Source organism: Burkholderia alba (assembly GCF_034721475.1).
Lineage (GTDB): Bacteria > Pseudomonadota > Gammaproteobacteria > Burkholderiales > Burkholderiaceae > Burkholderia > Burkholderia alba.
Window position 1 is genome coordinate 1 of sequence record NZ_JAWJWL010000027.1, and the last position, 21,550, is coordinate 21,550.

At 61.2% G+C, this 21,550-nt stretch carries 11 protein-coding genes, 1 pseudogene and 2 CRISPR repeat arrays; of the genes and pseudogenes, 11 read left to right on the top strand and 1 reads right to left on the bottom strand.

Going from position 1 to position 21,550, the window contains the following annotated elements; genetic code table 11:
* Window positions 1-57 precede the first annotated feature (57 nt).
* From RZR99_RS25915 to RZR99_RS25960, 10 genes and pseudogenes are all read left to right on the top strand, one after another.
* Window positions 58-657, top strand: a complete 600-nt coding sequence (locus RZR99_RS25915; protein ID WP_323122637.1) for a hypothetical protein — start codon at window positions 58-60, stop codon at window positions 655-657.
* A gap of 521 nt (window positions 658-1,178) precedes the next feature.
* Window positions 1,179-1,739 carry a hypothetical protein gene (locus RZR99_RS25920; protein WP_323122638.1) on the top strand — a complete coding sequence of 187 codons (561 nt, stop codon included), beginning with the start codon at window positions 1,179-1,181 and terminating at the stop codon, window positions 1,737-1,739.
* Window positions 1,740-1,915: 176 nt separating this feature from the next.
* Window positions 1,916-2,089, top strand: a pseudogene (locus RZR99_RS25925) (IS6 family transposase); the annotation flags it as partial.
* Window positions 2,090-2,414: 325 nt separating this feature from the next.
* On the top strand, window positions 2,415-3,407 hold the full coding sequence (gene cas1f, locus RZR99_RS25930; RefSeq protein ID WP_323122639.1) for a type I-F CRISPR-associated endonuclease Cas1f: 993 nt from the start codon (window positions 2,415-2,417) through the stop codon (window positions 3,405-3,407).
* Window positions 3,404-6,949, top strand: coding sequence for a type I-F CRISPR-associated helicase Cas3f (gene cas3f, locus RZR99_RS25935; RefSeq protein WP_323122640.1), 3,546 nt, complete (start codon window positions 3,404-3,406; stop codon window positions 6,947-6,949). Before cas1f ends, cas3f begins: the two co-directional genes overlap by 4 nt.
* Before the next feature lie 362 nt (window positions 6,950-7,311).
* A complete protein-coding gene (csy1, locus tag RZR99_RS25940) occupies window positions 7,312-8,712 on the top strand; it encodes a type I-F CRISPR-associated protein Csy1 (protein ID WP_323122641.1) in 1,401 nt (466 codons plus the stop codon).
* A complete protein-coding gene (gene csy2, locus RZR99_RS25945) occupies window positions 8,709-9,782 on the top strand; it encodes a type I-F CRISPR-associated protein Csy2 (protein WP_323122642.1) in 1,074 nt (357 codons plus the stop codon). The genes csy1 and csy2 overlap by 4 nt, the downstream gene beginning before the upstream one ends.
* Before the next feature lie 79 nt (window positions 9,783-9,861).
* On the top strand, window positions 9,862-10,878 hold the full coding sequence (gene csy3 / locus RZR99_RS25950; RefSeq protein WP_323122643.1) for a type I-F CRISPR-associated protein Csy3: 1,017 nt from the start codon (window positions 9,862-9,864) through the stop codon (window positions 10,876-10,878).
* A gap of 5 nt (window positions 10,879-10,883) precedes the next feature.
* Window positions 10,884-11,450, top strand: coding sequence for a type I-F CRISPR-associated endoribonuclease Cas6/Csy4 (gene cas6f / locus RZR99_RS25955; protein ID WP_323122644.1), 567 nt, complete (start codon window positions 10,884-10,886; stop codon window positions 11,448-11,450).
* 129 nt (window positions 11,451-11,579) lie between these two features.
* Window positions 11,580-13,471: direct repeats of the CRISPR family, unit length 28 nt; unit sequence GTTCGCTGCCGCGTAGGCAGCTTAGAAA.
* 103 nt (window positions 13,472-13,574) lie between these two features.
* A protein-coding gene (locus RZR99_RS25960) for an IS3 family transposase (RefSeq protein ID WP_323122645.1) occupies window positions 13,575-14,785 on the top strand; the annotation gives its coding sequence in 2 pieces (ribosomal slippage) (window positions 13,575-13,890 and window positions 13,890-14,785; 1,212 coding nt in all).
* A gap of 58 nt (window positions 14,786-14,843) precedes the next feature.
* A CRISPR array of direct repeats spans window positions 14,844-15,171; the repeat unit is 28 nt; unit sequence GTTCGCTGCCGCGTAGGCAGCTTAGAAA.
* Window positions 15,172-15,246: 75 nt separating this feature from the next.
* Here RZR99_RS25960 and RZR99_RS25965 read toward each other — a convergent pair.
* A complete protein-coding gene (locus RZR99_RS25965; RefSeq protein ID WP_323122697.1) occupies window positions 15,247-15,738 on the bottom strand; it encodes a cupin domain-containing protein in 492 nt (163 codons plus the stop codon).
* 672 nt (window positions 15,739-16,410) lie between these two features.
* Here RZR99_RS25965 and RZR99_RS25970 point away from each other — a divergent pair.
* Entirely contained in the window at window positions 16,411-21,546 is a 5,136-nt protein-coding gene (locus tag RZR99_RS25970; protein ID WP_323122646.1) for a jacalin-like lectin, read from the top strand.
* Window positions 21,547-21,550: the final 4 nt, after the last annotated feature.

Here is a 21,550-nt window from a genome sequence, read left to right on the forward strand (position 1 = left end):
ATGGCGTAGCTGTTGTAAACGGCGCGGGATGCTCCAGCGGGTCAAGTACGCGTGCCCATGCTGCGATCTCGGCATCAGTGCCCCGTATCGGCGCGGGTCGCGCGCGTGCTGGTGGCGTGGCTGCGTGCGCACGCGCCGTCACTCGGCGCAACGATTGCCGCGGTCGAGGTGCCGCTCGACGTCGTCCAGCGGGTACTGGGCCACGCGTCGTTGCAGACCACGACCGTCTATGTGACGGCCGAGCAGCGTCGGATCCGGGAGGAGGTAGGGCGATATTTTAGGAAGCGCCAGCCGGTGGCGGCTGAGGTTCCGGTCTCGGCAACCTCAGCGCAAGCTGAGGTCAAGCCGGCCAGGGACCGTCAGGCCGGACCGTTGGCACGGGTGCGGTTCAGGGTGCGGATCAGGCCAGTGGGCCGCTCACGTGGGCGTCAGCACGCCATCGAATTTGTTGAGCATTGGTGTTTCGACGGGTATGCGGTGACGCCGCTGTCGGACGAAGAATACGAGCTGGCGATTCCCTATCAGATCGATGACCAGCTGGCCGACGTCGTCTCCAATCTGCCGGCGGCGATCGGCAAGGCCGCTGAGGATCATCGGTGTGTGAGCGAGTCCGAGGCGCGACGGGTCACGGGCGACGCGACTGTTGAGATTTATTGAACTCTGAGCTTCGTGGGATGCAGACGAGTACATGAACTACCTCCTGGTAGTCCAAGTTGTCGTCCGCACCCCCAAGTTGACAATACCTATCTACCGCTTACGACCAACGTGCTATTTCACGCAAATATTACGTAATCAATACAAATTACTTCCATTTATTACATTTTGTTCGGGCGAATACTAGCCTAAGCTGAACCTGGAGTGAATCGAGTGCAAGGGGGCAGTGTGGCGCGGAATCAATTGGGAATCCTATTCGTCGCATAGGAGACAACCAGGAACGCTACGGTAGTCGCTACCCACGGGCCCCGATTTGTCGATCCACTCTTCAGAAGATCTTGATGCCATTGCCGACAACCTCACCACCCCACTGCGTACCACGCTGAATTGGTGCGCTCGATTGGAGGTTCTTACTGATGTCTTGGCTAACTCCATGGACCAGGGTTCCGTGCATTAACCTCGCGAGGCGTTGCACTTCGCACTTGAAGCTAATTTCATCCGATTAATACATGCAAGGAGTATCTATGAATTCGATTCGGAAAGATAATCTTTCAAAGACTGTTGTCTCATGTCTGGTTTTCGTTGGAATTTCGATTCAAGGATCATCCTATGTATTGGCAGCCGACGGAGTTCCCATCTTTGCCCAAAATGGCGCTCCTTCGTCAGTAGAGGCTGAAACGCACTCTACGACTAACGCCAATGTAAAATATGTTTTGGTGAATCCCGGGCAATATAATATCTATTTCGGAAGAGATCCGTTGGACGTAATTTTTACGGCATCAGCACCGTTCGTGACTTTTCCGGAACAAAAAACAATTGCAATCTCGGGGCTTAGAGGGGTTAAACCTGCGTGTGAAGTGAAGGGAGGAGGTAACGAACTTCATTGCAAGCTTCTTCCGCAAGGAAGCTCTACGAGTATTTCGGTTAGTGGTGATATTCAGTTCAAGCCGATTGTTGAGATTTCCAGCACTACGCCTTCCGGATTTGTCGCCACTGGCGGCAGTGTGTTTTATTATAGAACCTCGGCGCCGACAACATCTCCGACATACACTGGATCTGTTAACTTTCAAATCAAAGTGAAATAATTTATTGGTTTTTAATTTAATTAATCAAACAATGATTTGTTGATTGTGTTTTGGGTTGATCTAAAAATTCTTATTGATGGGTATTTAAATTATAATTTGTGGTCAACCCGATTTCTCCTGGAGCAGCTCCCTGAAACACCGTCCACGGCACTGTCACGTTAGCGTAGGTTGACAGGATGAAGACGACATCGCTCTATCGTGGACATCGATTTCCAGCGGCCATCATCAGCCAGGCGGTTCGTTGGTATTTCCGTTTCCAGCTCAGCCTGCGCGACATCGAAGAACGCCTGTTCGAGCGGGGCGTCGCGGTGAGCCATGAAACGATTCGACGCTGGTGCGACAAGTTTGGGTGCCCCGATTATTCGATATGGGCCAGTTGCCGTTCTCGACGTAACGGATCGCGGTTATTCGTCTTCCTCGATCCATACCTGACGTCTTCACGACGCATTTTCCATGACGCTCACGACCGGGGCTTTTGACCCAAGCCGCTCATGGCGATTTGCCACCTGCTCCTGCAAGCCGATGGCGAGGGGCCATACCGTAGCGGCTTTGTCATTTTCGCCTCCTGAAGGATCTTCCATCAGTTGGTTATAGACTTTCCACGAAATCCTGGAACTCCAACCGTCGTAGAATCCATCTACATCAGCGAACATACATAACAAGACGGGAGCGCATGTGGAGTCGATACGAGCCTCGGATCTCAAGAACATTCTGCATTCCAAGCGTGCCAACTTTTACTACCTGGAACATTGCCGGGTGCTAGTGAACGGCGGGCGAGTCGAATATGTAACCGACGCCGGCAAGAAAAGCCTGTACTGGAATATTCCCATCGCCAACACCACCAGCATCCTGCTCGGTACCGGTACTTCCATTACGCAGGCGGCGATGCGGGAGTTGGCCAAAGCGGGCGTGCTGGTGGGGTTTTGCGGAGGGGGCGGCACGCCGTTGTTCAGCGCCAACGAGGTCGATGTCGAAGTGGCCTGGATGTCGCCGCAAAGCGAATATCGCCCAACCGAGTACCTGCAGGCGTGGGTGCGCTTCTGGTTCGACGATACGCTGCGCCTGCATGCCGCCCGACAACTGCAGACCTATCGTCTGCGGCGGTTGCAGCAGGCATGGAGCGCGCGTGCATTGCGCGAGGCGGGTTTCTCGGCGGACGTCGATCGTTTGCAGGCGTTGGTGCTGCAATTTGAGAAACAGATCGCCGATGCACCGGATGTAACGGGCCTACTGACCGATGAGGCTCGTCTGACGAAGGCGCTGTTCAAGCTTGCGGTCGACACGGTGGGCTATGGCGACTTCACGCGTGCCAAACGCGGCAACGGCACCGACGCCGCCAATCGATTCCTGGATCATGGTAACTATTTGGGGTACGGCCTTGGCGCCACGGCGACCTGGGTGCTGGGCCTGCCTCACGGACTGGCCGTGTTGCACGGCAAGACACGGCGTGGTGGCCTCGTGTTCGACGCAGCCGATTTGATCAAGGATGCGGTTATCTTGCCTCAAGCCTTTCTCTCGGCGATGCGCGGTGACGACGAGCAGCAGTTCCGCCGTCAATGCATCGAAGCACTGACGCGCGACGAATCGCTCGACTTCATCATCGATACGCTCAAGACCATCGCGATCGATACGGCGCGCCTTGCCAATGCGCCGGAGCCGCGATCATGAACGTGCTGTTCGTTTCGCAGTGCACTAAGCGAGCGCTGACGGAAACCCGGCGCATCCTAGACCAATTTGCTGAACGGCGCGGCGACCGCACTTGGCAAACGCCGATTACACAGGCGGGGCTCGACTCCGTGCGCAAGCTGTTGCGCCAGAGTGCGCGCAAGAATACCGCTATCGCTTGCCACTGGATACGCGGTCGCGATCACAGCGAGTTGATGTGGATCGTCGGCGACGCTCGGCAATTCAATGTGGAAGGTGCTGTCCCGACGAATACGACGGCAAACGACGTATTGCGCGCCGAGGATGAAAGTGCGTGGCACCATCTGCCCGTGATCACGGCATTGGCCGCGTTAGCCGCGCTGCTGCACGATCTGGGCAAGGCAACGCAGGCGTTCCAGGCGCGACTACGGGAGCCGGGCGTGCGGGAGCGGAATCATTACCGCCACGAATGGGTATCGGTGCGACTGTTCCAGGCGTTCGTCGGTGATGCGCAAGACGACGCCGAATGGTTGGGTCGCTTGGCCGCTTGCGTGGATACGCCTCTGGATCGGCGGGGGTTCGAGGCGCAATGGCTCGATCATGACGGAGGCCGGCTGCTGCGCGATGGGCTGGATGAACCGCAAGCCGGCATGCGGTTGCCGTTCGCAACGTTGCCGCCATTGGCGCAAGCCGTGGCCTGGTTGGTGCTGACACACCACCGGATGCCCTGCATGCCTGTCCCGCAAAGAGACGGTAGCGCAGACGCCGACGTCGAGCAGCCGCAATATCGGTGGCGCCGGTTCGGTGCACATATCGATGGCGTCAACAGTGCCGATCTGTTGGATTTGTTCCGGAAAATCAGTGCGGACTGGAACGAGCCGCGCGAGGAAGCGAAGGTCGCCACGGTGATCGAGCATTGGCAATTCCCACACGGCCTACCGGTGGGCGTTGACGCGTGGCGCAAGCAGGCAGCGCGATATGCACGCAAATTGATGGAGCTGATCGGTACGCGGGCGACTTCTCCTGTACTGGACGATCCGTTCACGATGCATCTCTCGCGGCTATGCCTGATGCTGGCCGATCATCACTATTCCAGCATCGAAGACGACATCCGGCGCAAACCTTACCGCAGCGACGGCTACCCGCTGTACGCCAACACGCTCGGAAAGCGGGGCATCGAGCGCTTGCAACTGAAGGGTGCGGGGCCGTTTTTCAATCAGACGCTCGACGAGCACTTGCTTGGCGTGCAGGCCCATGCATCGCTGGTAGCACGCTCGTTGCCGACACTGGCACGCAGCCTGCCCGCGCTGCAGAACCATCGTGGCCTCAAGAAGCGCGCGACAGACCCCCGCTTTCACTGGCAGGACAAAGCCGCGGATCTGGCGGCCGGCGTGCGCGTGCGTGCGGCGGAGCAAGGCGCTTTTGTTGTCAACATGGCGTCTACCGGCTGCGGCAAGACGCTCGGCAACGCCCGCATCATGAATGCGCTTGCGGATCCGCAACGTGGTATGCGTTGCGCGTTTGCGATCGGTTTGCGCACGCTGACATTGCAAACCGGACGCAGTTTTCAGCGAGACCTGGGGCTGAATGACGATCAACTCGCAATCAAGGTGGGCGGTGCGGCCAGCCGGGCGCTGTTCGAATACTGGGAAGCGCAGGCGGAAGCGACGGGTTCCGCGTCTGCCCAGGCATTGCTCGACGAGGGAGGGCAAGTGCTGTTCGAAGGCAATGATCAGCACCCGCTGCTGCAGCGCCTGACCGACGAAGCGCAGGTACGTTCGTTGATTGGCGCGCCGCTACTGGTCTGTACGGTCGATCATCTGACACCTGCCACCGAAAGCCTGCGCGGCGGACGTCAGATCGCACCCATGTTGAGGTTGATGACCGGCGATCTTGTTCTTGATGAGCCGGACGATTTCGATATGGCCGATCTGCCAGCGCTGACGCGCCTCGTGCATTGGGCGGGGCTCCTGGGCGCGCGCGTGCTGCTGTCATCGGCCACGTTGCCGCCGGCGCTGGTGCGCGGCTTGTATCTGGCTTACCTGGATGGTCGGCGCCACTACCAGCGCAGTAGGGGGGAGCGACCTGCCGAATTGCCTCGCGTGGCATGCCTTTGGGTCGATGAGTTCGCGCAATCGCATGCGGATTGTGCCGATGGCGATAGCTTCGGCAGTGCACATGAGGCTTTTGTACAAAGGCGTTGTGCGCAACTGGCCCGATCGGAGATACGGCGGCGGGCCATGCTGGTGCCGTTGCCAGAGGCCTGGGCATCGACGGCAAAAGACGCGCGCCGCGAAGCATTCGCCCGGCTTGCGTTGCAGCGTGCATGGACGCTGCATCAAGACGCGCAGAATCACGGGATTGATCCTGCCACTGGCAAGCGAGTGAGCTTCGGGTTGATTCGCATGGCCAATATCAATCCGTTGTTCGATGTTGCGTTGGCGATGTACCGGCTAGGTGCGCCGTCATCCGACGTGCGTGTTCATCTGTGCGTCTATCACGCGCAGTTTCCGCTGTTGGCACGCTCGCATCTCGAACAGCAGCTCGATAGTGTGTTCGATCGCCGGTCGGAGCGGGGGGGTGCTGATCCGGTGTTGTCGCGTCCCGCAGTGAGAGCGCTGCTCGACAGGCATCCAGAATCGCATCAGATGTTCGTGGTGCTGGCATCGCCGGTCTGTGAGGTCGGACGAGACTGGGATGCGGACTGGGCAATCGCCGAACCCTCCTCGATGCGCTCGCTGATCCAACTCGCGGGGCGAGTGCGGCGTCATCGCTCCGGATCCGTGGAACGGGCGAATATGGCCGTGTTCGATACGAACCTGCGATATTTCGAGCGACGCGATCATACCAAGCCGGTGTTCTGTCGGCCCGGGTTCGAAATGAATCGGATATCCAGGCCCACGAACCGCAACACATCAGAAAAGCAGGATTCCTCCGCGTACTTTCATTTGCGTTCCCATCGGTTGACCGACCTGCTGAACTTACCCGACGGAGCGGGCGGCTGGCCTATCGATGCCCAACCGCGTGTCCGTCAGGCAGCCGAGTTACGCCCGATGCTCAGTCTGGTCGATCTGGAGCACGGTCGAATGCGCGACACCATGCTGCCTCGCGACGAGGCCAGCGCTTTCTATACGCCTGTCGCACGTGACGCCACCCGGCACTGGTATCACCATGATTCCGATCAACGCGCACGGATCTGGTTGACCGGTCTGCTGCCGCAGTTACAGCGCTTTCGCTACGATTCGCGGCGACGGGAGGATGTCGTGTTGCTGCCCACGGAGGATGAGGACGCGTTGCGCTTGCATCGGGTCATCGACCGGCGGGAGCGTGGGAAATCTCCCTATGTCGATATCCGTGACTTGTTGGTGCGGGTGCCCGACAGCGACCTGGCCGGACCGGGGATTGGCCCATGGTGTCATGTCGATCTGCTGGAACTGCTGCGGCAATGGGGTGATGCACAGGATCAAAGTCTGGCCACCGGTGCGGAACGGGTGGCGACCGCCAGCTTGCCGGAGTCGGAAACGGGGTGGATGTTTCACCCCTTGTTGGGGTTCAACAAGGGGTGAGAGGTGGGCTGCCTATGCGGCAGGACTGGGAATCAGCTAAGAAACGCTAATTTTTCTGAGCTACCTATTCGGTAACTGATGAGATTGATGGAGGCATAGCATGCTTCATAAATTTCTTTAGATAATAAAAGTTAATTGGTATAGGGTGAAAACACGACAGCAGGTATCAGCTGCTGTCGTGGGGGTATCAGCGCAGTACTTTCGGAATCTACAACTGCCACTTTCGTGGAGGAGGGTATTTCGGCGGTTAGCCGCCGCTCGCTCAAAGAAGCTTGAGGCTGGGAAGCCAGCCGTTGCTGTCTCCTCAGTGGGGATGCGCTGACTGGGGGGATTTTCCATCATCTCGTTCAGAAGGAAACCGGATGTCCGACTTACCGATAACAGGAGGCAACCCAAGCTTCCGTGCGGCCATCGATACATTCCTGCATGGCCGTCTACAGACCAAACTCGAAAAGCTCCTGCCCGATGATCCGAAGCGGCAGGATCTGATCGATGAACATCAGCGGGGGCCGTGGCTGGAGGATGCGGCCAGGCGGGTCAAGCAAATCCAGGCCGTCACGCATTCGCTCAAACCCATTCACCCCGACGCACGCGGGACGAATCTCTACATCGCACCCGTCGATTTACCGGCGCTCGATGAACTGGGTAGTCATGCGCTCGGCGACCACTTCATTGCCGACGTAGTCGGCAATGCGGCCGCGCTCGACGTATACAAGCTGCTGAAACTCGAAGTCGATGGGCGCAGCCTGCTGCAGGCGCTCCATGCCAGCGATCCCGCTGCATTGCAGGCGCTCGCGGACGACCCCGCCGAAGCGCGAGCTTTGCGCGATGCACTTGTCAGCTTGACTGCCGAGCGGGAGGGGCGCGCCGGCTCGCATGTGCGCGCCAAACAGGTGTATTGGCTGGTGGGCGACGACGCGGGCGACGATGCGTTGTACCACCTGCTCGCGCCGCTGCATGCCACTTCGTTGGCGCAGGTTGTCTACGAGGAAGTGCAGGATGTCCGCTTTGGCGAGGCTAACAAGCAGGCTCGTCAGGCGCGCCGGGAAGGTTTGCCATACGACGGTGTCTATCGCGAGTTTCGCGATCTTGCTGTGCAGAAGATGGGCGGCACGCAACCCCACAACATCTCGCAGCTCAACAGCGAGCGGCGCGGCCACAACTACCTGCTGGCTTCGCTGCCACCTATTTGGGAGGCTCGACGAAACACGCTTCCGGTCAACGCGAATTCCGTCTTCGAACGCGCCTTTGGCGCACGTCCTTCAGTGCGCGCGACCGTCCGCGAACTGAAGACGTTTTTGTCGAGCGATCCGACCGCCAATATGCATACCCGGGACCGGGTTCGCGAGTTGAGGGACCGGCTCGTCGACGAACTCGTGGTCTACGCAGGCGAACTGCTGCAGTGTCCTGCTGGCTGGACCCGCGATCGCTCTTTCGAGGATCTGGCAGACGAAGAGGCGCTCTGGCTGGATCCATTGCGGGCGGAATTGCCGGAAGAGGGGGAGTTTGCCCGTCGGTGGTTGACCATGGATTGGCCTGTCCGGATCGGCGAGCGTTTCGGCAAGTGGCTCAATGCCCGGTTGAAGGACAAGTTTCCCGACGTCGGCTATGCCGAGTCTCGTGAGTGGCGCCGGACCTTGCTGGGTGAAGAGGGTGCCTGGGTGCGGCAACTGCGTGAAACGCGCAAGCGGCTCGATGCGCCGGGGTACCTCCCATTTCGCAAGACGCATCAGGAAATGATGGCGCAGCGGGAGGAAAGATGAGCCACATCATCTCAACTCCCGCCGCCAAAGCCTTGCTTGTACTTCCACACCTTCGCGTGCAGAACGCCAATGCGATCTCCAGCCCCCTTACGCATGGCTTCCCCTCCATCACGGCATTCACCGGGTTGATGTGGGCATTACAGCGTCAGTTCGTTACCGCCGGCATACCGTTGAAACTGCAGCAAGTGGGCGTGATCTGCCATCACCACGAAGAGCAGGTGATGGACGGCTATGTGAAAACGTTCCGATTGACGCGTAACCCGGTGAACAAGGATGGCGGCACCGCCGCGATCGTGGAGGAAGGCCGCATTCATCTGGATGTTACCGTGGTGTTCGAGGTGGTCCAACCTCCGGAGCAGAGCGGAGGTTCTGCGCTGTCGCGAGGCCAAGAAAAGCAACTCACCGAATGGGCCGAGCAGATCGGCGATATCGTGACGCGCATGCGGATTGCCGGCGGAACAGTACTACCCGTCCGACCTATGCCGGGACGACGCACCAGCCCGTGGATGGCCGTGCTGCCGGAGGATCACGAGGAGCAGGCACGGGTATTCGCCCGTTGGCGACGCCAGTGGCTGCCCGGCTATGTCCTGGTTGGGCGCGACGATTTGCTGGCGGAGCGCCATCGAACCCTTCGAGGCGAACGTCCCGACGCGACGTTGCTCGATGCGTGGCTACATGCGGCGCGCTTCAATCATCAACCGATGAAAGAAGAGGCAACCGGCGACGAGGCACAGCCTGTCCGCGGTAAAAAACTGCGTTGGGCAGATCCTGACAGGCCAAAGGGTGCGGGCTGGACAGTGCCGATACCGGTCGGTTATGCCGCGTTGACAAAGCCGCAGGCGGGTGGCTCCGTCGCCAATGCGCGCGATGAATCCACTCCTTTTGTTTTTGTGGAATCGGTTTATTCGTTGGGTCAATGGATCAGTCCACATCGACTGAGTTACGTACACGAACTGTTGTGGCGTCCTGAAACCGATGCGGCGAGCGGCTTGTACCGATGCCATAGTGGCTACGTGCATGACGATTTACCCGCTGCATGGGCCGATAACGACATGCCCGATTTCGATTGAACGTGCTTGACCCGTGGATGGGCGATCCGTGCGGGATCGCGCTGTCTGCCTTCATTTCATTTTTTGCAGGATGTCCACCATGTCTGAAAAACTGACCACTGCTTCCGTCCTCGCCTTTGAACGTAAATTGGATCCGTCCGATGCGATTTTCCGTGCCGGTCGCTGGGATGAGCGTGACGATCCGCTGGCCTGGGGGCCGATCGGCATCGGTGTGAAATCGGTGCGCGGTACGATCTCGAACCGTTTGAAGACCAAGGATCAGGATCCGGCCAAGCTGGATGCGGCCATCGAAAACCCCAACCTTCAGACCGTCGATGTTGCGACGCTGCCGGCCGATGCCGACACGCTAAAGGTGGAGTTCACGCTGCGCGTGCTGGCAGGTGCAGGCACGCCTTCCGCTTGCAATAGTGCCGCGTATCGAGCCAGATTGCAGAGCGTGGTGAACGACTATGTCGCGCAGCAAGGCTTCACGGAATTGGCGAACCGCTATGCGGCCAACCTGGCCAACGGGCGCTTCTTGTGGCGCAATCGCATCGGTGCGGAAAGCGTGTGGGTGGAGGTCGCGCAACAGCGGAACGGCCAGTCGGCCCGAACCTGGTCCTTTGATGCGCTGTCGCTGAATTTGCGTGCTCTGGATGAGCTTGATCCAGAAGTGACGGCGCTGGGCGGCTTGATTGCTTCCGGCCTGGCGGGGCATGAGCATGTCTTGCTGCGGGTGACGGCCTATGTACGCCTTGGACGAGGGCAGGAAGTGTTCCCGTCGCAGGAACTGATCCTGGACAAAGGGAGCAATGGCAAGAGCAAGACGCTTTATCGCGTGCAGGACGTGGCTGCGATCCATTCGCAAAAGATCGGCAACGCGGTGCGGACCATCGATACCTGGTACGAAGGAGCAGGGGATCTGGGTCCGATCGCCGTGGAGCCTTACGGTTCGGTCACGACACAAGGCAAGGCCTACCGTCAGCCCAAGCAGAAGCAGGATTTTTATACTTTGCTGGACGACTGGCTGCTCAAGGACAAGACGCCGCCGGCGGAGCAGCAGCATTTTGTGATGGCCGTGCTGATTCGCGGCGGGGTGTTCGGCGACGCGAGCTGACAGTCATGACAACCCATTACATCGACATCACCTTGCTGCCCGATCCGGAGTTCAGCCACACGCATTTGCTGGGCGCGTTAGTGGCAAAACTGCATCGGGTGCTGGTGCAGCTTCGGGCCGACGATATCGGTATCAGCTTTCCCGGGTACAGCCTGCGGCCACGATCGTTGGGCCGGGTGTTGAGGCTACACGGAGGCGCAACGATCTTGCAGAGCCTGATGACGGAGCCGTGGTTGCAAGGCATGCGGGATCACGTCCAGGTGACCGGGGCCATGCCTGTTCCACCGGGAGCGATGCATCGTGTTGTGCAGCGGCGGCAGTTCAAAACGAATGTTGAGCGCTTGCGCCGTCGCCGTATGCGACGCAAGGGCGAGACTGCCGATCAGGCGGTTGCTGCGATTCCCGACGATGTGGAGCGGACCCCCGATTTACCGTATATCCATTTGCGGAGCGCCAGTACGGGGCAGCCGTTTTGTCTGTTCGTCGACCAAGCGGAGGAACTGGCGGAAGCGGTGCCAGGGGCATTCAATAGCTATGGCCTGAGCCAGGGGGGAACCGTGCCGTGGTTTTAACCCTTTTCCTGGATGGATTCCCATTGCTATAGGAATCAATGGGTTAGCGGTGGGGGTGGGAATTGGGGTGGTTCGAGGTTTATGGTAAATATTGTTTATAAATCAATGTATTAGGTGTTTTTGGGGTTAGTTCGCTGCCGCGTAGGCAGCTTAGAAAAAAGAGAGCGAGCAGTACTCGCAGGTTCTCGACGTTCGCTGCCGCGTAGGCAGCTTAGAAAGATCAGTTCCGGCTTGTCGGCCGCTTCGCCGAGTTCGCTGCCGCGTAGGCAGCTTAGAAAAGCGTTCGCGCACGGCCAAGGCCGGTCAGTTCGTTCGCTGCCGCGTAGGCAGCTTAGAAAGAACTGAGAAAGGTACGGTTTCAGGCTCTCTCGTTCGCTGCCGCGTAGGCAGCTTAGAAAACCCGCTGAGACCGCCAGCACAATGCTGACTGGTTCGCTGCCGCGTAGGCAGCTTAGAAAAGAGTTGATCGAGCGTACCGGGCTCTCCATATGTTCGCTGCCGCGTAGGCAGCTTAGAAATGCTGGGCGATGAGATCGGTGACGGCACCGACGTTCGCTGCCGCGTAGGCAGCTTAGAAAACGTTCGTGTTCGGCAGGATGTCGACCGAGATGTTCGCTGCCGCGTAGGCAGCTTAGAAATCGGCCGCGTGGTATGTGATAGCGGCCGACGCGTTCGCTGCCGCGTAGGCAGCTTAGAAAAGCGCGGCAGGCGGCAACGATAGCGCATGGGAGTTCGCTGCCGCGTAGGCAGCTTAGAAACCTTCCGGAGTCGAAGTCATGACCAAAGTCTAGTTCGCTGCCGCGTAGGCAGCTTAGAAAGCGTCGTGATTCCCATGCGCTATCGTTGCCGCGTTCGCTGCCGCGTAGGCAGCTTAGAAAATTTTCGCTAAATGTCTTGTCGCCGTCGCGTTGTTCGCTGCCGCGTAGGCAGCTTAGAAAAAGGTCCGACGCCGCGAGCCCGGCCACGCCGAGTTCGCTGCCGCGTAGGCAGCTTAGAAATCCCAGGAAGCGTCGTTTCAAAGCCCCGATGAGTTCGCTGCCGCGTAGGCAGCTTAGAAAACGCACCACAACACTAGGCGCTCGAGCTCCTTGTTCGCTGCCGCGTAGGCAGCTTAGAAAATCAACGTCGTCCGCGTGCGCGACAAAGTCGAGTTCGCTGCCGCGTAGGCAGCTTAGAAAAGCGGCACATTCGGCGCGGAACGTGACGCTGTGTTCGCTGCCGCGTAGGCAGCTTAGAAAATGATCGACGAGTTCAGGACGCAGACGATGGCGTTCGCTGCCGCGTAGGCAGCTTAGAAAAGAAAATAAGGAGGGCGAGTACCCCGAGTACGGTTCGCTGCCGCGTAGGCAGCTTAGAAAGTATCGCGAGCTGAGAACCGCCGCGACGCTAAGTTCGCTGCCGCGTAGGCAGCTTAGAAATCACCATCACGAATCGCGATCTGATCCAGGAAGTTCGCTGCCGCGTAGGCAGCTTAGAAATACGCCCGTGCTGTCTGCGGGCGCTTTTTCTTGTTCGCTGCCGCGTAGGCAGCTTAGAAAAATTCCAGTCGGCCGGCGGCTTCGCCCGTTCGTGTTCGCTGCCGCGTAGGCAGCTTAGAAAGGCGATCCCATCGGTGTGCTTGCCGACGTGCTCGTTCGCTGCCGCGTAGGCAGCTTAGAAAGGTGCGTCGGCCTGCGCGGGCTGCGGGGCGACGTTCGCTGCCGCGTAGGCAGCTTAGAAAGACTCGAACACGCTCACGCCGATTGCTTGCGGGTTCGCTGCCGCGTAGGCAGCTTAGAAAATGCCGAGACGCTGGAGCTTCGCATAGTGCGCGTTCGCTGCCGCGTAGGCAGCTTAGAAAAGGACACTATTCGCAAAGCGATTGCAGACGCGGTTCGCTGCCGCGTAGGCAGCTTAGAAACACCGGCCGCTGGCCGAAACGGAGTCGTCATGGTTCGCTGCCGCGTAGGCAGCTTAGAAAGATCGAATGGATCTGCGACGACTCGACTTCCTGTTCGCTGCCGCGTAGGCAGCTTAGAAATTTCGCAGACTGGAGCAGCCCCCTGAAACACCGGACATAGCCTCTCACTTAAACTAGCGGGTAGGCATAAGACTGTGTTTTTGACTAACACCAGGCAGGAAGTGATGGAAGTGTTGACGGGCCCGGAGCGTCGGCGGCGCTGGACGGCGGAGCAGAAGCTGGCAATGGTGCGCGAGAGCTTCGAACCGGGGAAGTCGGTTTCGATGGTCGCGCGCCAGCACGGCGTGAACCCGAACCAGCTGTTCCACTGGCGCAAGCTATACCAGGACGGGAGCCTGTCAGCAGTCAAGGCTGGCGAGGAAGTGGTTCCAGCATCGGAGCTGGCCGATGCACTCAAGCAGATTCGCGAGTTGCAACGGATGCTCGGCAAGAAGACCATGGAGAACGAGATTCTCCGCGAAGCAGTCGAGTATGGCCGAGCAAAAAAATGGATAGCGCACTCGCCCTCGCTGCCGGAGGACGACCAGTGAAACTGGTTTGTGAAGTTCTCGGCGTGTCGCGCTCGAACGTATCGGCACGACTGTCGCGTTCGGCGACGTGGCGCGATGGCCGTCAATCGAGGCAGGCGGACGATGCGAGCGTGGTCGAGGAAATCCGCCGCGTTGTCGGCGATTTGCCCAGCTATGGCTATCGCCGGGTTTGGGGCGCGTTGCGCAACGAGCGCGTTGCGGTTGGGCTGGTGCCGTTCGATGCCAAGCGCATCTATCGCGTCATGCGCACGCATGGGCTGCTGATGCAACGTCGTCCAACTCCGCCTCGGCCGCAACGTCGGCACGATGGCAAAGTGGCCGTGGCGCGCAGTAACCAGCGTTGGTGTTCGGATGGCTTCGAGTTCCGCTGTGACAACGGCGAACCGCTGCGAGTGACGTTCGCGCTGGACTGCTGCGACCGCGAAGCGATGAGCTGGGCGGCTACGACGGCAGGCCACAGCGGCGACATCGTGCGCGACGTGATGCTGGCTGCAGTGGAAAATCGGTTTGGCAACAAGCTGCATACACCGTCTGAAATCGAGTGGCTGAGCGACAACGGTTCGGGCTATACGGCCGACGATACGCGCCGGTTCGCAGCGGCCATCGGCCTGAAGCCATTGACCACGCCGGTGTGTAGCCCCCAAAGTAACGGGATGGCCGAGAGCTTCGTGAAGACGATGAAGCGCGACTACGTCGCCTTCATGCCGAAGCCGAATGCAGCGACTGCTGCACGCAACTTGGCCATCGCGTTCGAGCATTACAACGAGAAGCATCCCCATAGCGCACTGAAGTACCGCTCGCCTCGCGAGTTCCGGCGCTCAATGGATTCAGCAACCTTAGTGTGACGCTGTGTCCGGGATTACAGGGGCAACTCCACAGACGATGATGATCTTCCGTCTGGCAGTTCGCTGCCGCGTAGGCAGCTTAGAAAAGAACTGTCTGGAGCGTCCGAATGCGCGTACCGTTCGCTGCCGCGTAGGCAGCTTAGAAAATATACTTCGCCCATGCAGGACCGGTCTTCGTGTTCGCTGCCGCGTAGGCAGCTTAGAAAACGGAAAACGAGGGGGCGTTCAGATATCAGAAGTTCGCTGCCGCGTAGGCAGCTTAGAAAAAGTCGCCGGCCGCGTGGCGTTTGCGGTCCAGGTTCGCTGCCGCGTAGGCAGCTTAGAAACGCAAGCGCGCCGGGATCGGACAGCTTCGCAAGTTCGCTGCCGCGTAGGCAGCTTAGAAATTGTCCGTCACATACTGGTTGCTTCGCTACGTTGCCTGCGATCAAAACGGCAGCGTGACGACCAGCGACTTCATTTTAATTCGGCGATTTGCTGACCGAACGACCGGGGTTACCTTTGTCTGCAGAGCACAAGTCCTTACCTTGTTCATACCTGTTCAACACGCTCCCCAGTTTGCGGAAGAGTTTGTGAACGAAGAGCACCGGCCTGGAGATCGGCGGCCGCAGAACCGCATGCTTGCGCACGTACTCGGGGATATGCCACTCGGTGCGGCTGCCGGCATGGAACAATGCGGCGTCGCCCGCGCGCAGCGTACGAGGCTCATGGCCGTCCGACGAGACGATCACCTCCCCCTCGATCACGTGAATGGTTTCGTCGCATTCGAAGTACCAGTTGAAGCGTCCCGCGGTGCAATCCCAGACCCACATCGACGTCGTCGAGTCGGAACTGCACGACCACTGGCCGCAGCGGGCCATGGGACTCCCGTCGAGAATCCACTCTGGATTGATTGGAGAAGGTTGCAGGACAACATCGTTCAGCCGTACGGACTTGAAAGCGGGAGAGGTCATGGCGCGGCCTTTACTGCGGTGTAATCCGGAAGTGTGGGAAAAGTCGCCGCATTCGGAGGTGGCGTGAGCGCCGCCGGATGGGACCTCGAATGAGTCGAGCGTAGACATTTTGTAAGAATCGGGGGCGCGGCCGCAAGCAGATGTTATTTATTTGTAATAAATTAACAAGCTGTGGTGCGGATGCGTCAGCGGTTGTAGAGGTTTGTTGGTACCGACACGGTTTTGACCGATCCGTCTTTCGCAGCCTGTGTGACCGGCTGAACACTACGGCTTTACCCGCCATCGCCAACGTGACAATGCCCACCAATCATCGCGCTGTGTAATCCCGCCCACTGAACGAAACATTTTCGTTTCATTACACTATGCCGACAGTCGACCCAGCTGCGCTTTTTACAGCGCGGATCATTGCCGCACGCATGAGCCGCATGGATTCAGAGATCCGATAGCCGAAGGCTGACCAAGCCATCGCGCTGATACGCGCACGGCGTACGACAAGCGCCGTCCAGGACGGTCGATCGGAATGCTTCATTCCGCTCTGTTGATTTAAAACAAAACACGCGGCAGCGCGCAATCCAACTCTTTCCGGGTGTGTTCGCGCCAGACAAGGTATTCGCGAATCGCGTCCAGCGATGCGTCGCCCGTTGCCGCCAGACCATCCGACAAGACGCTTCCATGAAAATCGCCGCGCATCGCCTGCCACTTCTGCTGATTCCGGTCGCCGCACTCGTGCTCCATGCATGCGGCGGCGATTCGAAGGACACCGTCGCGGGCGAGGACTTCACGTCCGCGCTCGCCAATCAGCGCAGCCGGCTCATGGCGATGGCCGCGCCGTCCCAGTCGCAATGGTCGGGCGTGACGACGCTGTCGCTGGTACCTTCGTTCGCCGCCACGATGCCGAACGGCAAGGTCCTGCTGTTCTCCGCCGATGCGAAGTTCAGCTTCACGGTCGGCCCCGGCGGCATGACCTATTCGACGCTCTACGACCCGGCCACCAACACGTCGTCGGATACGCTCGTCAGCAACACCGGCCACGACATGTTCTGTTCCGGCACGAGCAATCTCGCGGACGGCCGATTGCTGATCGCGGGCGGCGGCGACATTGCGAAGACGAGCATTTACGATCCCGCGCACAACGTCTGGTCTGCATCGGGGCTGATGACCATCCCGCGCGCCTACAACTCGAATACGGTCCTGGCCGACGGGACCGTGCTTACGCTGGGCGGCTCGTGGCTCGGCGGCACGGCGCCGAAGAACGCCGAGCTATGGTCGCCGTCGACGGGCGCCTGGAAGCCGCTGACGGGCGTGCCGATCCAGCCGTTTCTGGAGCCCGGGCAGAGCACCCCCGAGCCCTACGTGGCCGACAGCCACCTGTGGCTGATTCCCACCGGCAACGGCAAGACCTTCCACGCCGGCCCGGGCAAGGCGATGCACTGGATCGACACGCGCGGCAACGGCAGCGTCACGAATGCCGGCGCGCGCGGCGACGACGCCTTCGCCTTCCACGGCAACGCCGTCATGTACGACACCGGGAAAGTGTTGAAAGTCGGCGGTTCGCCCCAGAACATGAATGCGCCGTCGAGCGCGTCGGCGTACGTCATCAACCTGAACGCCGGCGTCAACGTGCGCAAGATCAACCCGATGAACTACGCGCGGTCGTACCAGAACTCGGTCGTGCTGCCGAACGGGCAGGTGATGATACTCGGTGGCATGACCGTCGGCGGCCAGTTCACCGACAACAACTCGGTCATGCGGCCGGAGGTGTTCGATCCTGTCACCGAGACCTTCACGGCCCTGCCGCCGATGGCGATCCCGCGCAACTATCACAGCGTCGCCGTCCTACTGACCGACGCGCGCGTGCTCGTCGCCGGCGGCGGCCTGTGCGGGGCCGGGTGCGCGGCGAACCATCCGGACCTGCAGATTCTCACGCCGAACTATCTGCTCAACCCGGACGGCACGCCCGCGCCGCGTCCCGCGATCACGAGCGCGCCAAGCTACGTCAGCTATGGCAGCACGGTCACCGTGTCGACGGACTCGGCCGTCACCGGCTTCTCGCTGGTCCGCCTCTCGTCCACCACGCACACGGTGAACAACGATCAGCGGCGGCTGTCACTGACGTTCAGCAGCAACGGGACGAACAGCTATCAGGTCGACGTGCCGAGCAATCCCGGCTGGGCCGTGCCGGGCATGTACATGCTGTTCGCGATGAACGCGAACGGTACGCCGTCGGTCGCGAAGATGATCACGGTGGGCGGCAACGGCGCGCCGACGCTCGTCGCGCCCGACTCGCAGACGAGCCTCGTCGGCGCGCCGGTCTCGTTCGCCGTGCAGGCCGGCGCGAACGGCGGCGCGGCCGTCTCCTATTCAGCGACCAGTCTGCCGCCCGGGCTCACCATCGATGCCGCGACGGGCGTCGTCACGGGCACGCTCACGGCGCAAGGCACGTTCTTTCCGACGATCATCGTGTCGAACGGCGCGAGCCGGATCAGCTCGACCCTGCAATGGGACGTCAATGCCGCGTCGTCCGCGCCATCCGTGGGCCCGGTCTACGGCACGCCGAGCGGCGGCGCTTCGTTCACCGACGGCGGCGGCGGCCCGCTGATGGGCGTCAACTTGCGCGCGGGCTGGTGGCTCGACAGCATCCAGGGCGTGCGCGCGTCCGGCGCGCTGGCGCTGCACGGCGGCGGCGCGGGCGGCACAGCGAGCAGCTTCACGGTGCCGCCCGGGCAGTATCTGGTCCGCATGTCCGGGATCGCCGGCGATTCGACGATCACCCAGATCAGCTTCGTCACCAACACCGGACAGACGTTCGGGCCGTACGGGCAGAACCAGGGACAAACGCGCACCACCCCGTTCAATTACACGGTGCCGGCCGGCATGCATATCGTGGGCCTCACCGGCAGCGCCGGCCAGTATCTGAATGCGATCGGCGTCCTGTACGCGCCCGTGATGTCCACGCCGGTGGTGCCGGTGATCGCGACGCCGATTCCGCCCACCGCCTATGCGGGTGTCGAGACCTCGATCACGCTGTCGGCCAGCGAGCCGGGCAACCGCACGCTGACCTATTCGGCGACGGGCTTGCCGCCCGGCCTGCTCCTCAATGCGTCGACCGGCGTGATCGCCGGCTTCCCGACGACGCCCGGCACGTACGTCGTCAACGCGACGGTCAGCGACGGCAGCGGCGGCACGGCCAGCACCCGCTTCAACTGGGTCATCCAGCCACCGATCCCGGTGATCCAGCCGGTGAGCGCGCTGCCCGTTCTGAGCGGCAGCGCGGCGAACTACACGGTCGACGCCGGAAAGGGCGACTTCACCTACACGTGGAATTTCGGCGACGGCAGCTCGACGACCCAGCCGAGCACCGCCAACGCCGCCAGCTACACGTACGCGGCGCCGGGCGTCTACACCGTGACGGTGAGCGCGACCAACGCGAACGGCACGGTCGTGACACGCAACTTTGTGCAGGCCGTGACGAGCGGCCCCACCACCGGCGCGAGCGCGGCGCGCTCGTCCAACCTCGCGGTGGAGAAGCGCAAGGGCGCGAGCGATCGTCTCTGGGTCGTCAATCCTGACAACGGCACCGTGTCGGTGATCGATACGGCCAGCAATACGCTGGTCCGCGAAATTCCGGTCGGGTCGCAGCCGCGCACGGTCGCGCTTCGCGGCACAACCGCGATCGTGACGAACAAGGAGGGCGCGAGCCTGAGCGTCGTCAGCACCGATACGCTGGCGATCGTGAATACCGTCGCGCTGCCGCGCGGGTCGCAGCCCTACGGCGTGATCGTCGGGCCGGACGGCAGTACCTACGTCGGTCTCGAAGCCCTCGGTCAGGTGCTCAAGTTCAACGGCAGCCTCGCGCAAAGCGCGAGCGTCGCGGTGCCCGGCGTGCGCGAACTCGCGATGAGCGCGGACGGTTCGCGCCTTTTCGCGAGCCGCTTTATCACCGCGCCGCAGCCCGGCGAAAGCGCAAAGACGGTCATGACGAGCGTCAATGGCCAGGCCACCGGTGGCGCGGTGACGGAACTCGATCCCGCGTCGCTCGCGAAGGTGCGCCAGTTCGTGCTGCAGTTCAGCGGCCTGCCCGATACGCTCGTGTCGGGGCGCGGCGTGCCGAACTACCTGGGTGCGCCGGCCCTCTCGCCGGACGGTGCGCATGCCTGGGTGCCGTCGAAGCAGGACAACATCCAGCGCGGCTCGTACCGCGACGGCAAGCCGCTCGACTTCGAAACGTCGGTGCGGGCGATCACCTCGCATCTGGATCTGCGCGCGAACACCGAGGACCTGCCCGGCCGGGTCTTCCACCTGAACAGCGGCTTCACCACCGCCGCCGTCTATCACCCGAACGGCGTCTATCTGTTCGTCGCGCTCGAAACCTCGCGCGAGATCGCCGTGCTCGACGCGGCGGGACGGCGCGAACTGCTGCGCGTCGCGGCAGGCCGCGCGCCGAACGGGCTGGGCCTGTCGTCGGACGGCACGAAGCTGTACGTGAACAACTTCATGGATCGCACCGTATCCGTCTACGACCTCAACCCGCTTCTGCAGCTCGGCAACCTACGCTTGCCCAAGCTCGCGACGGTCGCCACGATCGGCGTCGAGAAGCTACCCGCCAACGTGCTACTCGGCAAGCAGTTCTTCTACGACGCGCAGGATCCGCGCCTCGCGCGCGACAGCTGGATGAGCTGTGCGAGCTGTCACAACGAGGGCGGCGAGGACGGCCGGGTCTGGGACTTCACGAGCCTCGGCGAAGGGCTGCGCAATACGATCAGCCTGCTCGGTCGCGCGGGCGGTCACGGCAACAAGCACTGGAGTGCGAACTTCGATGAGATCCAGGACTTCGAAGGCCAGATCCGCGGGTTCGCGCAAGGTACCGGGCTGATGAGCAACGCGCAGTTCAACACCGGCACGCGCAGCCAACCGCTCGGCGATCCGAAGGCCGGCGTGAGCGCGGATCTCGACGCGCTCGCCGCGTACGTGTCGTCGCTCAACGTGTTCAGCCCGAGTCCGTACCGGAATCAGGACGGTACGCTAACGAGCACCGCCGTCGCCGGCAAGACGATCTTCGCGACGAACTGCGCCAGCTGCCACGGCGGCGTCAATTTCACCGACAGCTTCACGTTCGCCGGCGCGTCGACCACGAGTCTGCGCGACATCGGCACGCTGTATCCCGGCAGCGGGAAGCGCCTGGGCGGCGCATTGCCCGGCTTCGACACGCCGACCTTGCGCGATGTGTGGGCCACCGCGCCCTACCTGCACGACGGCTCCGCGCCGACGGTCGACGCCGCGATAGCCGCCCACACGAATATGAGCCTGAGCGCCGCCGATCTAGCGTCCGTCACCGCCTACGTGCTGCAGATCGGCGGCGACGAAGCCTATGCGCCGGGCACGTTCTCGACCGGCACGGCCTTCGGCACGCCAACGACCGGCACCGCCTTCTCCGATCCAGTGCAGGCCGCCAATCCGCTCGTCGGCGTCAACCTGCGCGGCGGCTACTGGCTGGACAGCATCCAGGGCGTGACCAGCGCGGGCGCGTTGCCGGCGCACGGCGGAAACGGCGGCGACGCCGTCAGTTTCAGGCTGCCGGCCGGACAGTACCTCGTGCGCATCTACGGCGCGGCGACGCCCGGCAAGACCATCGGGCAGATCACGTTCGTGTCGAACACGGGGCAAACCTATGGTCCGTACGGCCGCAACCTCGGCCAGACGACGAGCATTCCGTTCGACTACACGGTGCCGGCGGGCCGGAAGATCTACGGATTCGCCGGCGCGAGTCAGGTGTATCTGAACGCAATCAGCGTGATCTATGGTCCGTGATGCG